Below are 16,546 nucleotides of genomic sequence, written 5' to 3'. Positions count from 1 at the left end.
TGGGCTGAAAGGAAATTTGTGTGCCTGCAAAATTACAAGAAAATCGAATCTGCGGGCTCTTTATGGACTGTGGATAGCTGCGCAACTGCCGCTCCTTGCAATGACGAGTTTATTCGTATTTATTTTGTGGATTAATTAGGCCTGTGCAGGTTTTTTAGCTGCAAGCTTTTTGACTTCTTTTACAGGAAGTTTTACCCATGCTGCAATCTGTTCTAAGCTTCCTGCTTTCGATTCAATGAGATTGTTAATTACTTCTGCTTTACCTGCAAGAACGCCTTCATTAAGTCCTTCTTTACGTCCTTCATCGCGACCTTTGTTCATAATCGTCTCAACAAATCCGCCCATAGTAACACCTCCTTTATTTATGTTACATTCATTATATATCTCTTCAATTGCCTTGTCACCAGTTAATGCAGATAACATTTTAAGAAGAGCATCTACATGTCGTATTTCTTCGTTAGAACCTTCATAATCTTTTTTTAGTCTTAAAGTCTGGAAATATTTTGCAACAATTTTGAAATCGCTCTGAAACATATCAATAGTTTCATCGCTCAGCCAGGCAATGTTGAAAACATTTATTTTGTAATCATTCACAAAGGGCTTTAGTTCTTCCGGTACAGTAAAACAGTTCAGAAGATGTTTTGGAGCTGTCCATTTATGTTTGGTTCCAAAATAAAGCACAAGAGTAGCAACCGGATAACGTTGTTTAACTTTTTTATCAAGCAGCTGCTGTTTATAAGACGCTCCATCATAGCTGATTACACGGAGCGGCATATCCATGTCCTGAATTGTTTGATTTTCAAATCCAAGAATAGAAATCCTTACTTCACCATTTTTCCAGAATTTCGAAACATCTCTTTCCTGCTGATGAAGCTTACCGTCTGCCTTAAACATTGTGTCTTTTGCAGCAGCCTCAAGATCTTGTTCTTTCATGAGCTGGTTGCCCTTGAACAAAAGAACATTAACAATGTCTGCAAAAACATCATTAAAGGCTTCGAGATGTTTTTCTGTTATATCTTTTTCTCCCATTGGAGCCTCCTATTTAAATAATGTTGAGAACATAAAATCCTCACACCATATAAATAGATGCACTTTTATCATTTCAGGAAGTTTTTGCGGAAAAAAAATTAAAAAAACTTTTCCATCAGTAAAATCCCCTAGAAAAAAATTGACTTATGGGAAAAGCGTGGTATAATTAATAAATAGTAAAACGTTTTACTAAAACGATTTACGAAACGCCGCTTATGGCATTAAAACTAAAAGTTTGAGGTGATTATGAAGTTCATAAAGACCGCTAAGCAGAAGAACGCTATGAAAGACTTTCTCATGGTTCTTCCTTTTCTGCTTCTGATAGCCGTTTTTTCATACTATCCGCTTTACGGCTGGGTGTATGCATTTTTCGATTATAAACCGCCCTTTCCACTTTCCTGGGAAAAGTTCGTAGGCTTTAAATGGTTTATTTCAATGGTAGAGAATCCTGTAAAGGTAAAAAAGCTTGTACAGGTTCTTACAAACACCTTTGCCATGAGCGGTCTCAGCCTTGCTTTTTCCTGGTTCCCTATGATTTTCGCAGTCTTCTTAAACGAGATTCATTCTGTTCCTTTTAAGAAATTTGTTCAGACTGTAACAACACTTCCAAACTTTATCAGCTGGGTTCTGGTTTATTCCATTGCCTTCAGCGTTTTTAATAGTACCGGTGCTGTAAACTCTGTTCTTATGAACATGGGAATTATTGATGAACCGATTATGTTCCTGCAGTCTTCCAGCCATGTCTGGTTTAAGCAGTGGGTATGGCTTACCTGGAAAAATGCCGGCTGGGCTGCCATTATGTACATTGCGGCCATTACAGGAATTGATGAGTCTCTGATGGAGGCTGCAAAGATTGATGGTGCTTCCCGCATGCAGTGTATCTGGCACATTACAATTCCAAGCATTCTTCCAACCTATTTTGTTCTGGTAATGCTGAATCTTGCAAACTTCCTTTCAAACGGAATGGAACAGTACTTTGTATTTGCAAACTCTTTCAATAAGTCAAAAATCGAAGTTCTTGATCTTTATGTTTACAACCTTGCAATGGGTAGCGGTGGATATTCACTTTCAACAGCCATAAGTATCCTTAAGACTTTTGTAAGTATTATGCTGCTTTGTATTACTAACTGGGTTTCTAAGAAAATAAGAGGAGAAAGCCTTATATAACTAATATGTGTCATCCTCGGGCTTGACCCGAGGATCTAGAAAAAAAGATTACCGGGTCAAGCCCGGTAATGACAAAATTAATTAAGGAAAAAAAATGAGTTTGAAGAGACTAACACTTGAAGATCATATCATAAATATTTCAACCTATGTAATTTATACAATCTTTGCTTTTGTCTGCGTTTATCCTTTCTATTATATTTTCATCAACTCAATGAGTGCCAACGATTTGAGTGAACGTGGTAAGGTTCTTCTGGTTCCGCTAGGTTTTCATCTTCATAACTATGCACAGGTTATGAAAATCAACGGACTTTTAAATGCCTTTAAAGTTTCCATTTTGAGAACTGTAATTGGAACAATGCTTACTGTAATTGTTGCAGCCTTCCTGGGCTATATGTTTACACGCGAGAGCCTCTGGAAGCGTAAGTTCTGGTACCGCTACGCTGTTGCAACCATGTACTTTAATGCGGGAATCATTCCATGGTTCATCACAATGAAAAACCTGCACCTTACAAACTCTTTCTGGGGTTATATTTTCCCGGTAGCGGTTCAGCCTTTCTACATTGTTCTTTGTAAAACCTTTGTTGAAAGTGTGCCTAAAGAACTTGAGGAAGCTGCAGTAATTGATGGGGCAGGAACTCTTAAAATTTTCTTCAGCATTATTGTTCCGGTAATTAAGCCGATTATTGCAACTGTTGCTATTTTTGCTTCTGTAGCCCAGTGGAATTCTTTCCAGGATACTCTGCTTCTTGTAACAGATCCAAAGCTTTATACACTTCAGTTCACTTTGTATCAGTATATAAACCAGGCAAGCTCGCTTAAAGCTCTTGTAAATAACTCTACTTCTGCAGCTGCAATGGCGGCCAGTCTGGCTCATGCGTCAACGGCAACATCAATCCGAATGACAGTTTCGGTTATTGTTGTTTTACCAATTATATGTGTCTATCCGGTCTTCCAGCGTTACTTTACTAAAGGCATCATGATTGGTGCGGTAAAAGGTTAATGCGAATCTTAGATTCGATTATATAAAAATTAGGAGGAAACTAATGAAAAAAGGAATGATTGTTTCTGCAGTTGCAGCAATGGCTCTTTGTGCCGCTATGCTTTGCAGCTGTGGAGGCGGAAAAAAGGCTTCGGGAGCAGACAGTTCAAAACCTATGACTCTTGAAATTTATGATGTTGCTGCAAACTATCAGGGTATGCAGAGCGGCTGGTTTGCAAAAATTGTAAAAGATAAATTCAATATTGAATTGAATATTATTGCACCTCAGGTTGCAGGTGACAGCATCTATCAGTTGCGTGCAAGCTCTGGAAATCTTGGAGACATTGTTCTTCTTGATGCAACTCAGTTCAATGATTGTCTTGAGGCAGGTTTGATTAAAGATATTTCTTCAGAAATCAAGAATTGTCCAAACATCATGAAATTTGATCATCAGATTACAACTTTCAATAAAGGTCTGCCAGGAAACTCTGCCGGTAAATACTATGGTATTCCAACAGAAATGACAGATACTTCTCCTACAACAGTTACACAGGAAAGAATCTATTCTCTTCCACAGCTTAAGTGGAATTTGTATAACCAGATTGGCGCTCCTGAATTGAAGAATCTTGATGACCTTCTTAAAGCATTTGTAGAAATCAGAAAGATTCACCCTACAAATGAAAAGGGCGATCCTGCATATCCACTTTCACTCTGGCCTGACTGGGACGGTGGTGACGGTATGATTGGTATTGCAAACGTTGTACAGCTTACTACATGGTATGGTGAAAAAATTAAGGGTTCTGCAATCCTCAAACAGGATGGAAAAACTTTCTATCCACTTACAGAAAAGAGCGGAACATATTATAAGATGCTTAAGTTCCTTAACGATGCTTACAGACTTAAGGTTGTTGACCCTGATTCCGGTACTCAGGACTGGAACTCAGTTTGTGCTAAGATTTCTAATGGTCAGGTAGACTTTATCTGGTATACATGGGAAATTGGTTTCTGGAACACAACAGACCGCTATACAGACGGTTCAGCATTCTGTTTCATTCCTGTTAAAGATCAGAAATACTATGCAGATTCAGACTCTTACTTTGGAAGCGGCCGTGTATTCGGTGTAGGCTCAAAGGTTGATGATGCTAAGTATAAGAGAATCATGGAATTCCTCGACTGGTATGCAAGTCCAGAATCTCTGGTTATTCAGCATGCAGGTCTCGAAGGCTTTAACTACGACATTGGAGCTGATGGAAAATACATCATTAAGAATGACAATGCTTTGATGGATAACCTTCCTGTTCCAGCAGAATTTGGTGGCGGCGGATACAGCGATGGTAACAACGCAATCAACCAGTGGATTGGTTCTTCAATCTGTACAAACCCTAAGACTGGAGAACTTTATAACACACAGTACTGGAAGTCTTATAAAGAAAGAAACATGACTCAGATGCGCCGCGACTGGGAAAAGAAGTATGATGCTACAGATGCTACAAACTACATGTCTAAGAACAATGCTCTTGTTGTAAGCCCAAGCGTTAGTGTAAGCTTACCATCTGATTCTGCAGATATTTCTGTAATCCGCAACAGCGTAAACCACTCAGTTTGTGACGCTTCATGGCGTATGATTTTCGCAGCTGACGACAAAGCATTCGACAAGATGTGGGACGAAATGGTAACAGAACTTAAGGGCTTCGGCTTCGACGACCTCTACAAGTTCGATGTTGAGAAACACACTATTGAAGTAAATGCTAAATTGGCAGCAATGAAATAATTTATGCTACGTATGCTTCCAGTCTTCTGGCACGTGTCGGATGCTGGAGGCGTACAATGGCATGCTTTTCAATCTGGCGGATACGCTCCTTTGTGAGAGAGCATTCTTCGCCAACTTCCTTCAATGACATTGGCTTTGCTCCGTTGAGGCCGTAGCGCATTCTGATTACGCGGGCTTCGTTAGGGCGGAGAGTATTAATAACGTTATCAATTTCTTCGTGCATAGACTTTTCGATAGCCTTTTCTTCAGGACGGTCGTAAGCGCTGTCTTCGAAGAAATCTGCAACCTTTGTGTGTCCATTTTCAGAATCATTAGTTTCTGCATCAAGACTGATCATTTCACGGCTGATGTTAATCATATCGCGAACGTGTGAAGGCTCCATGTTGAGCATAGCACCAATTTCTTCGTATTCCTGCTGTTCAGTTTTCTTAGTTCCAACAACCTTGCGTGCGTGTTCAATCTGAACGAGTTCATTTGCGCGGTTAAGAGGCAGGCGGATAGCGCGGCTCTTTTCGCAGATTGCTTTAAGAATGCTCTGGCGAATCCACCATACAGCATAAGAAATAAAATGATAGCCCTTTGTTACATCGAACTTATCAACTGCTGTAAGAAGACCAAGGTTTCCTTCGCTGATTAAGTCTGAAAGGTCCAGACCATGATTCTGATATTTCTTTGCAACATTTACTACAAAGCGGAGATTAGCATTTACAAGCTTATCTTTAGCGGCTTTATCACCAGCCTGAGCTTTCTGAGCAAGCTCAACTTCTTCTTCATGGGAAATCATAGGAACTTTGTTGATTTCTTTAAGATACATAGCAAGAATGTTTTCATCGCGTGTCATGGCATAATCTCCTTATACATTAATATAATAGCAAGTATCGTGCCAAGTGCAATCGTCAAGGAAAAAATGTTGAAAATAATGAAATAAAGGTGATTGAGTAGGCGAAGCCGTATCGAAATCACCAAATGAGCCGAAAAAGCTGTATCATTTTGACACAGTGGAACGAAAAGCTCTCTTTTTTGTGTTATTTTGATGCACTTTGACTGCTGGTGCAGGAAATTGCATCATTTCGCGCCTGTTCCATAATTTCCATGTCACGGGAAAGGTCTGCAATGCGGAAGCCAAGTTCTCCTGCCTGAACAGTACCGTTGAGTTCTCCAGGCCCTCTGGTTTTAAGATCCTGTTCTGCAATGAAAAAGCCGTCTGTGGACTGGCGCAGGGCCTTCATGCGTTCTATACCTGTTTCTGTAATATCCTTGCTGTAAATCAAAAAACAGTAAGACTGGGCATCTCCGCGGCCGACACGACCTCGTAACTGATGCAGCTGGGCCATTCCAAAGCGGTCGGCACCTTCTATTACCATGCAGGTAGCATTAGGTACATCAACTCCAACTTCAATTACCGTGGTAGCGGCCAATACCTGAATTGTTCCGTCACGGAAGGCTCGCAGAATGTTTACCTGTTCTTCTTCATCAATTTTACTGTGAACAAGGGCGCATTTGTATTGCGGGTAGATATGGTCGCGCAGGTGGGCGAAAATGCGCTCTGCAGATTTTATATTTTCATCACTGTCTATTGCGGGATAAACAAAGTAAGCCTGATGGCCTTTTGCAAGCTCTTTGCGAACAGCTTCGTAAGCATTAATTTCGTTGCCTTCTTTTACGAGGTAAGTTGTAATAGGTTTTCGGCCGGCCGGCATTGTATGAATGGAAGAAATATCCAGGTCGCCAAAAACTGTGAGGGCCAGGCTCTGCGGAATAGGTGTTGCGCTCATCATTAAAAGGTTAGGCTCAAAAGTATAGCCACCGACGGTTTGTCTTCCCTTCTCAATAATTGCCTGACGCTGCAAAACTCCAAAGCGGTGCTGCTCATCAATTACAGCCAGCTCCATGTCCTTGTATTCTACATTGCTTGAAAAAAGTGCATGAGTGCCGACAATAATATCAATTTCGCCTTCCTTAAGGGCCTTCAGCAGCTGATTTCGCCCCTTGGCTTTTAGATTTCCCGTAAGAAAGGCTGTGCGTACTCCAAGCGGAGCAAGCAGGCGGGCGGTGGTTTCTGCGTGCTGGCGGGCAAGAATTTCTGTAGGAGCCATAAAGGCACACTGTCCCTTCCAGCTGATTATTCTAAGGCAGACAAAAAGCGAAACAAGAGTTTTACCGGAACCTACGTCGCCCTGCAAAAGGCGGGCCATTGTAAAGGTTGGCGTAGTTGGAGGCGGCATGCCGCGGTCCAGCTGATTTAAGACTCGTTCGCGCTCTGTGTAGCTGCGGTCTATTTCTGCATCCATTTCGTAGATTACCTTGCGCTGGTCGTCTGTGAGCGGGAAGGGCAGAGAATTAAAAAAGTCCAGCTGAAGGGGTGAAAGGCTGTCGGTGAAGTTAGAGATATCGATGATGGGGTGGTTGAGTAGGCCGGAGGCCGTATCGAAACCACTCTGTGAGCCTGTGGATTTGTTGAGTTCTGCGGTGGTTTCGATACGTTCGCTTCGCGAACACTCAACCACCGTATGGCCTTTTCTCTTATAAACCCGCTCTGCAATAATTTTCTGAAATTGAAAGAGTTCCTCGTAAACAAGTGTACGGCGGGCGGCCGCCACCTGGGACATTTCTGTGGGCCGATGAATAAAGCGGAGGGCTTCCTGTTTAGAAAGGAGGGCTCTCTCTTTGATTAGTTCAGCCGGAAGCTCGTCTTCTATTCCCAGTGCATATTGTTGAAGGGCCTGTGAGACGGCTTTTGTAACTGCCTTTTGGGTAAGGCCTTCTGTGAGCGGGTAAACCGGAATTATGCCGCTTTCCTTTGGAGGGATGGAAGATAAATCTTGTGACGGGCACTCAACCACCGGGATTTCTGTGTGTTTTATTACCTCAAAGGCCGTGCTCTGCAATTTTCCGTATTTTACTTCAAACTTTCCGGTAACTGTAATTATTGTGCCGGGTACAAGACTTTTTTCCAGAAAGGCCCTGTTAAAGCAGATGAGTTCTGCTGTACCGCTTCCGTCGTTTACGATGATCTTTAAGGTCTTCATGCGGCCGTAGCCGAACCATTCGTGGGCCAGAACCCGGGCTACGGTGTGTACTTTGCCGTAATTAGCGGCCTGTTCGCGGAAGCATACCTTTCTTGTTCTGTCCTCATAATCGCGGGGGTAATATTGCAGCAAATCTCCAACGGTAAAAACATTTACCTTTGCCAGAGTTTTTGTAAGCTGTGGTCCTATTCCCGCAATCGAAGAAACCGGAGTTTTAATTTCAGAAACTTTCAAGGCCTGCCCCGTGTTGTAAGATTAGAAAGGCATTCTATAACAGAGGGCTGCAAGAATCGTAATTAAAAAATGTCCTGCAATCAGTACAACCAGCATAGATATCCAGGAAATCAAAAGGGAGCGCTGGTAGCTCATGCCGCTTTTTGTAAAGGTTCCTGCTACTTTATAAGAAATTTTATTCAAAAGCATGTCTATCTGATTCCATCCTGAATCATAAGAGGTTCTGCCTTTATTGACCAGGAGGAAAATCCAGCGGATAAAAATCAGAAGGGTAAAGATTCCTATGATGGAAGATGCGATACCCCAGAGAGAGTTTAGAATTGTACCAAGGATTCCGCCAAAGAAGATTCTTCCTGTATGCTGAATTCCTGCAAGAATTGCAGAAGCAAGCGAAAGAAGTCCCAGAGAAACAATAGGTGAAAAATCTATGTTTCCAATTCTGAGAAAACTCATTTTGCGGAAGAGGCCCATATATGGCTCGCAGACTGCAGTCATAAAATGGCCGAATCTTGTGAATCTGGCTCCGGGGAACCAGGACATAAGAATATAAATGAAGCATAAAAGTGTATAAAGTGACAAAGCACCTGCAAGAATAGAAAGAATTGTTTGTATCATGTTGTCCTCCAAAATGTGGTTTCGATACGGTTTCTTACGAAACCTACTCAACCACCGGTGAATAATATAGACTTCTACGGTGGTTGAGTGCTTCGCGAAGCGAAGTGTATCGAAACCACCGTTTCTGGGGTAGCCTTACTCAGTCCAGACCTCGCGTACGAAGTTGATCTCTTTCAGTGCCTTCAGAGTTGTTTCATCGGCACTCATCGAAATCTGGTCGTTTGCCTTTACGACATAAGGATTATTTCCTGTGTCTATATGAAAATATACTGAGCATTTACCCATTTTATCAAATAAAAAATCTCTTAATTGCGAAATTGATAGTTCAGAAGTGAAATTTGAGTCCAGTTTGATATGTACAGACTGGGCTGCATGAGTTTCCATCTGTTCAACATCTTCTATTGAATCTACTATCAAAGAAGGGGTGTCGCGGCTGCCATCTACCTTTCCGCGGAAGGCATAAACGCTGCCGTCTTCAATCTGGCCCCGCATAGTCTCCCAGGTTTTAGGGAAGAAGGTGAGGTCTATCTGGCCATCCATATCATTAAGCTTTGCAAAGGCCATCTGGGCTCCCTTCTTTGTTGTAATCTGATGTATTCCGCTTAGCATTCCAAGGGCTACATAAGACTTTCCGGAATCGCGCATCTGCCATGGCTTCATTCCGCTTGCTTCGAGGGCGGCCTTTTCTGCCTTGCTCTCTTCTGCAATTCGGTTGATGTTACCAGCCCTTACTGTTACGGCATGTTCAATTGCTTTGCGGTAAGAGTCCAGAGGATGTCCGCTTACGTAGCAGCCGATGCATTCCTTTTCCATGTTCAAAAGTTCCATCTGTGGAATGTCTGGAATCTTTTTAAACTGGAAATCTGTAAAGTTCTTTTCTTCTTCTGCCAGGTCTCCGAATAAATCTCCCTGTCCTTTTTTCTGGTCTTCAAGATAATCAGAAACATAATCAAGGGCTGCTTCCATGTTGGCAAGCAGGGTCGGACGGTTTAGAGTCGTGCCGTCCTTTTCTTTCAGATGGTCAAAGGCACCGGTCTTAATCAAAACTTCTATTGCCTTTTTATTTACAAAGGTCTTTTCGCGGCCATCTTCATCTTTTTCAACTATTGCACATACACGCTTAATAAAGTCCATAAAGTTTTTGTAAGGACCGTTCTTTTCGCGTTCGTTTACAATTACCTGGGCTGCAGCTTCGCCCATTCCCTTTATACCCTTAAGACCGAATACAATGCGGCCATCTACAACGTCGAAAATAACATCGGAACGGTTTACGTCAGGAGCATCTACTGCTACACCCATTTTGCGGGCTTCTTCTATATAGAAAGGAAGTCCGTCTGTGGAGGTAATTTCGTTTGTAAGGTTTGCTGCCATGAACTCGGCAGGGTAGTGAGCCTTGAGCCAGCCTGTACGATAAGCAAGAACTGAATAGGCTGCCGCGTGAGATTTATTAAATCCGTAGCCCGCAAAAGGAATCATGATTTCAAAGATTTCGGCTGCGTGTTCTTCTGTGTGGCCGTTTTTTACGGCACCTGCAATAAACTCTTCCTTCTTTTTCATAAGAACGTCGAGCTTTTTCTTACCCATGGCACGGCGCAGCATATCGGCACCACCAAGAGAGAAGCCTGAAATAATCTGGGCTACCTTCATAACCTGTTCCTGGTAAACCATAATACCGTAGGTTTCTTTAAGAAGGTCTTTTAGAGCCGGGTCAGGATATTCAATTTTTTCAGGATGCCATTTTCCTTCAATATATTTTGGAATATAAGCCAGTGGACCCGGACGGAAAAGGGCGTTTAAGGCAACAAGCTCTTCTATGCAGCGGGGTTTACATTCACGAAGAATTTTCTGCATACCCGGAGATTCAAACTGGAATACTGCAACTGAGTCACCGCGGTCAAAAAGGTCAAAGGTTGCTTCGTCGGTTTCGCTTACATTTGCTGTAATGAATTCCGGAGTTCCTGCCGGGCGGTGTTTATTTATGATTGCCTCTGCATAGCGGATAAGCGAAAGTGTTTTAAGTCCAAGATAGTCGAACTTTACGAGCCCGCAAGGCTCAATAATATCCATTGTGTACTGAACGCCAACTTCACCGGTTTTAGGATCCTTGAAGACCGGAGCCCAGTCCGGAAGCGGAGTAAGACCAATTACCATTCCCGATGCGTGAAGACCTGTGTTTCGCTTTACACCTTCAAGGCGGAATGCAAGGTCAAAAAGCTCCTGATAGCGCGGATCATCCTTGTATTTAATAAGCTGACCGCCATCCGGCATTTTTTCTGTAGGTTCGCTGAAGGCATCCTTAAGTTTTGCTTTAGGATTATCCGGAATGCATTTTTTGAGCTCGTTTACTTCAGAAAGCGGAATGTTGAGGATTCGGCCAACATCGGCTATACAGTTCTTTGGCTTAAGGGTACCAAAGGTTACAATGTGTCCTACGTTGGCATCGCCGTAAAGGTCGCGGGTATGCTGGATGATATCCTGGCGATAGTCGAAGTCCATATCAACGTCGAAATCCGGCATGGAAACACGTTCAGGGTTTAAGAAACGCTCAAAAATCAAACCATATCTGAATGGATCGATATCTGTAATTGTCATGGCGTAGGCTACAAGAGAACCCGCACCGGAACCACGACCCGGTCCAATCGGAATATAAGGCTTAGGCCTTTTGTTTACATTATCATAAGTTGATTTTGACCAGTTGATGAATTCCCAAACAATAAGGAAGTAGCCGGAGAATCCCATTGTAAAGATGGTATTCATTTCGTAGTCGGCGCGTTCGCGGATTTCGGGAGTAATTTCCTTGTAGCGCTTTTTAAGTCCTTCTTCTACAAGATATTTTACATAGTCGTTCTGGTCGCTCTGGTAGTCGTCTCCGTGGGTACGGAATTCAGCAGGAAGCTCAAAGCGTGGAAGACATTCCTTGAGTTCAGGCGTTGTGTACTGTTTGATTGTAAGATTACACATATTGGCAATCTTAATTGTGTTGTCATAAGCTTCCGGACACTGAGGGAAGAGGGCTCTCATTTCCTCTTCTGTCTTGAAATACCAGTTATCCAAATCCATATCGCCGCCCATTTTGGCGTGCTTTTCGTGAAGAAGATTTTTAAAGCCGATACAGCGCAGTGCATCCTGGGCAATGGCATCCTCTTTTTCTACATAATGAATATCGTTTGTTACTACCAGCGGAATGTCCAGCTTGTGGGCCAGGGCAATCAGTTTTTCCGCAACAATTTTCTGGTCTGGAATTCCGTGATCCTGGAGCTCAATATAATAATGGTCCGGACCAAAAAGATTTTTATATTTAAGGGCAAGCTCTTCTGCTTCCTTGTCCATGCCGGCAAGCAGCATCTGGGGAAGTTCTCCCTGAATACAAGCCGAACAGCAGATAATTCCCTCGTGATACTGTTCAAGAAGTTCAAAGTCTATACGAGGCTTGCCGTAATAAAGGGCATTTTCATCACAAAAGGCGCGGCTGGAAAGCCAGCACATATTTTCATAGCCCTTCTGATTTTCACAAAGCAGGATAAGGTGGAAGTAGTGGGCATGACGGTCACCTTCTTCGCCTTTGTGGCTGTAAGGAACATCTTCCTTTTCGTAGTGACTTCCGTAGGCAACGTAAAATTCCTCGCCCACAATCGGGTTGATTCCGTTTACATGACAGAGCTTTTCAAAGTTGAGGGCACCGAACATGTTACCGTGATCGGTGAGGGCAAGGGCAGGCATGTTGAGGGCCTTTGCTTTTGCAACAAGCTTATCCAGAGTGGCGCAGGAGTCCAAAAGAGAATAGTCTGAGTGTACGTGAAGATGTACAAAGTTTGCTACAGGCGTGCCTTCTGGGGCTGCCGGAAATTCGTGGTAATCTGCCATTTTTTAATGTCCCCCGGACTTTCGATTATAGCATAAGTTTGGTTTAAAAAAAAGATTCCCGGGTCAAGCCCGGGAATGACATAGGTCTTATGTTGTCATCCTCGGGCTTGACCCGAGGATCTAGATTTAGTTCAACTTGAAAGAACCCAAATCTTTCATAAGTCCCTGCAGATTTTCCTGAGTGCTGTTTGTAGAAGCTGTTGTAACAGTAACTGCATCAGAAATCTGCTGAGAGAACTCATTAATCTGGTTCATATTTTCTGAGATAACACGTGTTACTTCAGAAAGGTTTTTCATTTCTTTAAGAATCTGTTCTCCACCAACGAGCATTTCTGCAGAACCATTCTTAACTTCTGTAGTAGAATCACTGATTTCGCGCATAGCCTCGAGAACCTGCTGGTTACCGGAATTCTGTTCTTCCATTGCGTTTGCAATTACAGTTTCCTGCTCGCGAACCTTCTGTGAAAGCTCGTAAATGTTCTGGAAGGCATTCTGTACAAGGTTGATATCTGTAGAAATACCGCCGATTGCTTCTGAAAGTGCGCGGAGGTTTTCATCAATAGACTTACTCTGTTCACCAGACTGTTCGGCAAGCTTACGGATTTCTTCGGCAACTACCGCGAATCCCTTACCTGCTTCACCGGCGTGAGCAGACTCAATTGCGGCGTTCATGGCAAGGAGGTTTGTACGGCTTGCAATATTCTGAATCATGCTTGAAGCCTGTAAAATGCCTTCAGACTGTTGAAGAACACTTTCTGCAGTTTTAACGGCAGCCTTAACCTGCTGCTGACCTTTGTCTGCTGCGGAAGTAAGGGCATTTACAGCTTGATTATTCTTTTCGAGAATCTGAGTAACGCTGGCAATATTTGCAACCATTTCTTCTACTGCTGCAGAAGACTGTGTTACACCTGCTGCCTGAACTTCAATAGAAGAGTTGAGGGCGCGGATGTTACCCATAATCTGCTCAATAGAAGAGTTAGACTCTTCTACACCGGCAGACTGATTTTCAATTTCCTGCTTCATAGTAGAAAGAGACTCTACAATGCTGCCAACGTTTTCTTTTGTAAGATCCATGTTGTGAACAAGGTCATCAGACTGACTTGAAGTTTTCTTTGTAGAAACATCAATATCACGAAGAATATCACCAGCCTGATTCTTAAATTCATTGATAGCCTGAATAATAATACCAAGTTCACTTCGGTGCATAGGGCGGCAGTCTGTAATAGTGTAATCCTTCTGAGAAAGCGCAGCTGTAATGCTTCCAATCTGTTTTAGGGCATTAATGATATCAGCTGTCAGCAATAAAACTGAAACTGCAAAGTAGATTACGCTATAAATCAAAATAGGAGAAATTCTTTTGTATACAACCAATGTTCCTGCAGCAAGATTAGCTGGAGTAATACAAATCATTACGAGAAAGATAACTCCAAGAAGGGCAAAGGTAAGCGTGAGTACATTTCTCTGAATAATATTAAGAGGAATTTCTTTATTATTAAAAGGAATGACATAAAGCCTTGGTTCAATAATTCTGATGTGGAGAATATAGAAGAAAAGACCTACATCAAAAAGGGAGCCAAGGAAAAGAAGTACAATGAATACGCCCGGGTCTCCACCCTGAAATGCTGAAAGCTGCATGCCAGTTTTTCTTACGAAAATAGTAATTGTTTCCCCCACAATAATCATTGAAGATACGGGAATTACGATATTAAGCAAATCTGTAAGTTTAAGCTGTTTGTTAAACTTTTTAATTCCTTCCGGAGTAAGTTCTGCTTTAGTGATTATGCTTCGTAAATGTAGAGTCATCAAGGCTCCCGCTATAACAATCAGCGCAATCATAATATTTACAATAGGATTTCCAAAAATAATTCCCATTTCAGGGGTAGTAAATAAGCCTGATAATAAACCAAGCGGTGTCATAAAGGCAAATGGGGTTATGTATAAAAGGAAAATCATAAGGTATCCGTACCAGGGTACCATAATGCCATTTGTTGAAGTTTTAGAGCTCATAAAATCTCCTAATTTAATAACAAAGTTATTATAATTATACGGTAACTTTTAAAATAAGTATAGTTTTTTCTTGCGGATGACATTTGCGAGTGGCAGAATCAGCTGATAATATATGAAGCACAGAAAACCCTTTTCAAGGCAGACAAAGCAATGTACGAGTATCTATTGAGGCATCTCCTCAAAATCATTATAATAACTCAATATTTTCTATATTATAAGATTGTCGGGTCAAGCCCGACAATGACAGTTAGAGGAGTCTTTTATGGCAGACAAAGAAGTTCGTGTACGTTATGCTCCGTCACCTACAGGTATGCAGCACATTGGTGGTGTTCGCACTGCACTTTTTAATTATCTTTTTGCACGTTCTCAAAACGGAAAATTCATTCTGCGTCTCGAAGATACAGACCGCACCCGTTACGACGAAAAATATGTTCAGAATCTTTACGATACAATGGCATGGCTTGGAATCGACTGGGACGAAGGCGGTTCTAAGGGCGGCGAATACGGCCCTTATGTTCAGAGTGAACGCTTTGAGCTTTACAAAAAATATGCTTATGAACTCGTAGAAAAGGGAGAGGCTTACTACTGCTTCTGTGATGCAGAACGCCTTGACCGCATAAGAAAGATTCAGACAGAAAACAAGATGGCTCCTGGTTACGACCGCAACTGCCGTCACCTTACTCCGGAAGAAGTAAAGGCTAATCTCGATGCAGGTAAGCCATATGTAATCCGTCTTAAGGTTCCTATGGAAGGTGAGACAAAGTTCAGCGACCACCTTCTTGGCGACATTGTATGGAAGAATGAAGATATTTCTCCGGACCCAGTTCTTTTGAAGAGCGATGGCTTCCCAACCTATCACCTTGCAAATATTGTTGATGACCACTTTATGAAAATCAGCCACGTAATGCGTGCTCAGGAATGGATCCCTTCAACTCCACTCCACGTTCAGATGTACCGCGCTTTCGGCTGGGAGCATCCGGAGTTCTGTCACCTTCCAATGGTAAACGGTTCAGATGGAAAGAAGCTTTCTAAACGTCACGGTTCTACATCTCTCAACGAGTTCCGTGCCCGCGGCTACCTTCCACAGGCAATCGTAAACTACGTTGCAATGCTTGGCTGTTCTTACGAAGAAGGAAAAGAGTTCTATACTCTCGAAGAGCTTGCAAAGGCATTTAAGCTTGAGCACCTGAACAAGGCTCCAGCAGTTTTTGACTACAAAAAGCTTGAGTACTACAACGGAAACTATATCCGCCAGCTTTCGACAGAAGAGCTCTACAAGTGGACCCTTCCATTTATTACAGGAACAGGCGACGCCCTGCTTGAAATCAATCCTGAAAACCCACAGCCAAAACCAAATGTTGGCCCAGAGTTCTCTGGCGTTGCAATGGGCGAAGACGGAAAGCCTTACTGTGTAGACAAGAGTATGAACATGAGCTCAGAAGATGTTGAAAAAACACTTATGGGTCTTATGCCTCTTATTCAGGAACGCCTTAAGTTCCTTACAGAAGCAGCAGAAATGGTTCACTTTATGTTTACAGAGCCTGCAGTTCCTCCTGCAGATCAGATTATTCCAAAGCGCATTGATGCTGCTAAGACTAAGGAAGTTCTGGAAGCTGCAAAAGAATTTGTCGGCAAGGTATTTGAGCTTGACCACGAAGGTGCAGAAGAGTTTGCAAAGGCAAAGGCCGAAGAGCTTGGAATTAAACTCGGTGACTTTATGATGCCAATCCGTATGGCAGTAACAGGCAGCCGCGTTTCTCCTCCACTTATCGGTTCTATTTCAGTTCTTGGAAAAGAGCGTGCTCTTGCGAGAATTGACCGCACATTAGCTACTTTATAGTTGAATGGATT

10 protein-coding genes are annotated in these 16,546 nt (G+C 42.5%); 4 read left to right on the top strand and 6 right to left on the bottom strand.

Features of this window, described 5'->3' with window-relative positions:
- Nucleotides 1-135: 135 nt before the first annotated feature.
- Entirely contained in the window at nucleotides 136-1,029 is an 894-nt protein-coding gene (locus G626_RS15485; protein WP_022931721.1) for an Rpn family recombination-promoting nuclease/putative transposase, read from the bottom strand.
- A gap of 246 nt (nucleotides 1,030-1,275) precedes the next feature.
- On the opposite strand from G626_RS15485, the gene G626_RS0105140 reads away from it, so the two are divergent.
- The 3 genes from G626_RS0105140 (at nucleotide 1,276) to G626_RS0105130 (ending at nucleotide 4,946) form a co-directional block, all read left to right on the top strand.
- Nucleotides 1,276-2,196: an ABC transporter permease subunit gene (locus G626_RS0105140; RefSeq protein ID WP_022931720.1), complete on the top strand. Its 921-nt coding sequence runs from the start codon at nucleotides 1,276-1,278 to the stop codon at nucleotides 2,194-2,196.
- A gap of 94 nt (nucleotides 2,197-2,290) precedes the next feature.
- A complete protein-coding gene (locus G626_RS0105135; protein WP_022931719.1) occupies nucleotides 2,291-3,196 on the top strand; it encodes a carbohydrate ABC transporter permease in 906 nt (301 codons plus the stop codon).
- 43 nt (nucleotides 3,197-3,239) lie between these two features.
- Nucleotides 3,240-4,946 (top strand): type 2 periplasmic-binding domain-containing protein, encoded by a 1,707-nt coding sequence (locus G626_RS0105130; RefSeq protein WP_022931718.1) that lies wholly within the window; start codon nucleotides 3,240-3,242, stop codon nucleotides 4,944-4,946.
- A gap of 1 nt (nucleotide 4,947) precedes the next feature.
- Here the strand turns inward: G626_RS0105130 and G626_RS0105125 are convergent, their stop codons facing one another.
- The 5 genes from G626_RS0105125 to G626_RS15480 form a co-directional block, all read right to left on the bottom strand.
- Nucleotides 4,948-5,787 (bottom strand): sigma-70 family RNA polymerase sigma factor, encoded by an 840-nt coding sequence (locus tag G626_RS0105125; RefSeq protein ID WP_022931717.1) that lies wholly within the window; start codon nucleotides 5,785-5,787, stop codon nucleotides 4,948-4,950.
- 184 nt (nucleotides 5,788-5,971) lie between these two features.
- A complete protein-coding gene (locus G626_RS0105120; protein WP_022931716.1) occupies nucleotides 5,972-8,209 on the bottom strand; it encodes an ATP-dependent DNA helicase RecG in 2,238 nt (745 codons plus the stop codon).
- A 21-nt stretch (nucleotides 8,210-8,230) separates the two neighbouring features.
- Nucleotides 8,231-8,824 carry a YggT family protein gene (locus G626_RS0105115; protein ID WP_022931715.1) on the bottom strand — a complete coding sequence of 198 codons (594 nt, stop codon included), beginning with the start codon at nucleotides 8,822-8,824 and terminating at the stop codon, nucleotides 8,231-8,233.
- Nucleotides 8,825-8,959: 135 nt separating this feature from the next.
- Nucleotides 8,960-12,688 carry a DNA polymerase III subunit alpha gene (gene dnaE / locus G626_RS0105110; protein ID WP_022931714.1) on the bottom strand — a complete coding sequence of 1,243 codons (3,729 nt, stop codon included), beginning with the start codon at nucleotides 12,686-12,688 and terminating at the stop codon, nucleotides 8,960-8,962.
- A gap of 126 nt (nucleotides 12,689-12,814) precedes the next feature.
- Nucleotides 12,815-14,695 (bottom strand): methyl-accepting chemotaxis protein, encoded by a 1,881-nt coding sequence (locus tag G626_RS15480; protein WP_022931713.1) that lies wholly within the window; start codon nucleotides 14,693-14,695, stop codon nucleotides 12,815-12,817.
- 262 nt (nucleotides 14,696-14,957) lie between these two features.
- On the opposite strand from G626_RS15480, the gene gltX reads away from it, so the two are divergent.
- The gene (gltX, locus tag G626_RS0105100) at nucleotides 14,958-16,535 is read left to right on the top strand and encodes a glutamate--tRNA ligase (RefSeq protein WP_022931712.1); all 1,578 of its coding nucleotides are present in this window, start codon (nucleotides 14,958-14,960) and stop codon (nucleotides 16,533-16,535) included.
- The last annotated feature ends 11 nt before the right edge of the window (nucleotides 16,536-16,546 follow it).

Origin of the sequence: Treponema bryantii NK4A124 (genome assembly GCF_000421345.1) — a bacterium.
In the GTDB taxonomy this organism is placed as follows: Bacteria; Spirochaetota; Spirochaetia; order Treponematales; family Treponemataceae; genus Treponema_D; species Treponema_D bryantii_B.
The sequence above is the reverse complement of the archived record's forward strand: the minus strand, read 5'-3'. Positions and strand labels throughout refer to the sequence as shown.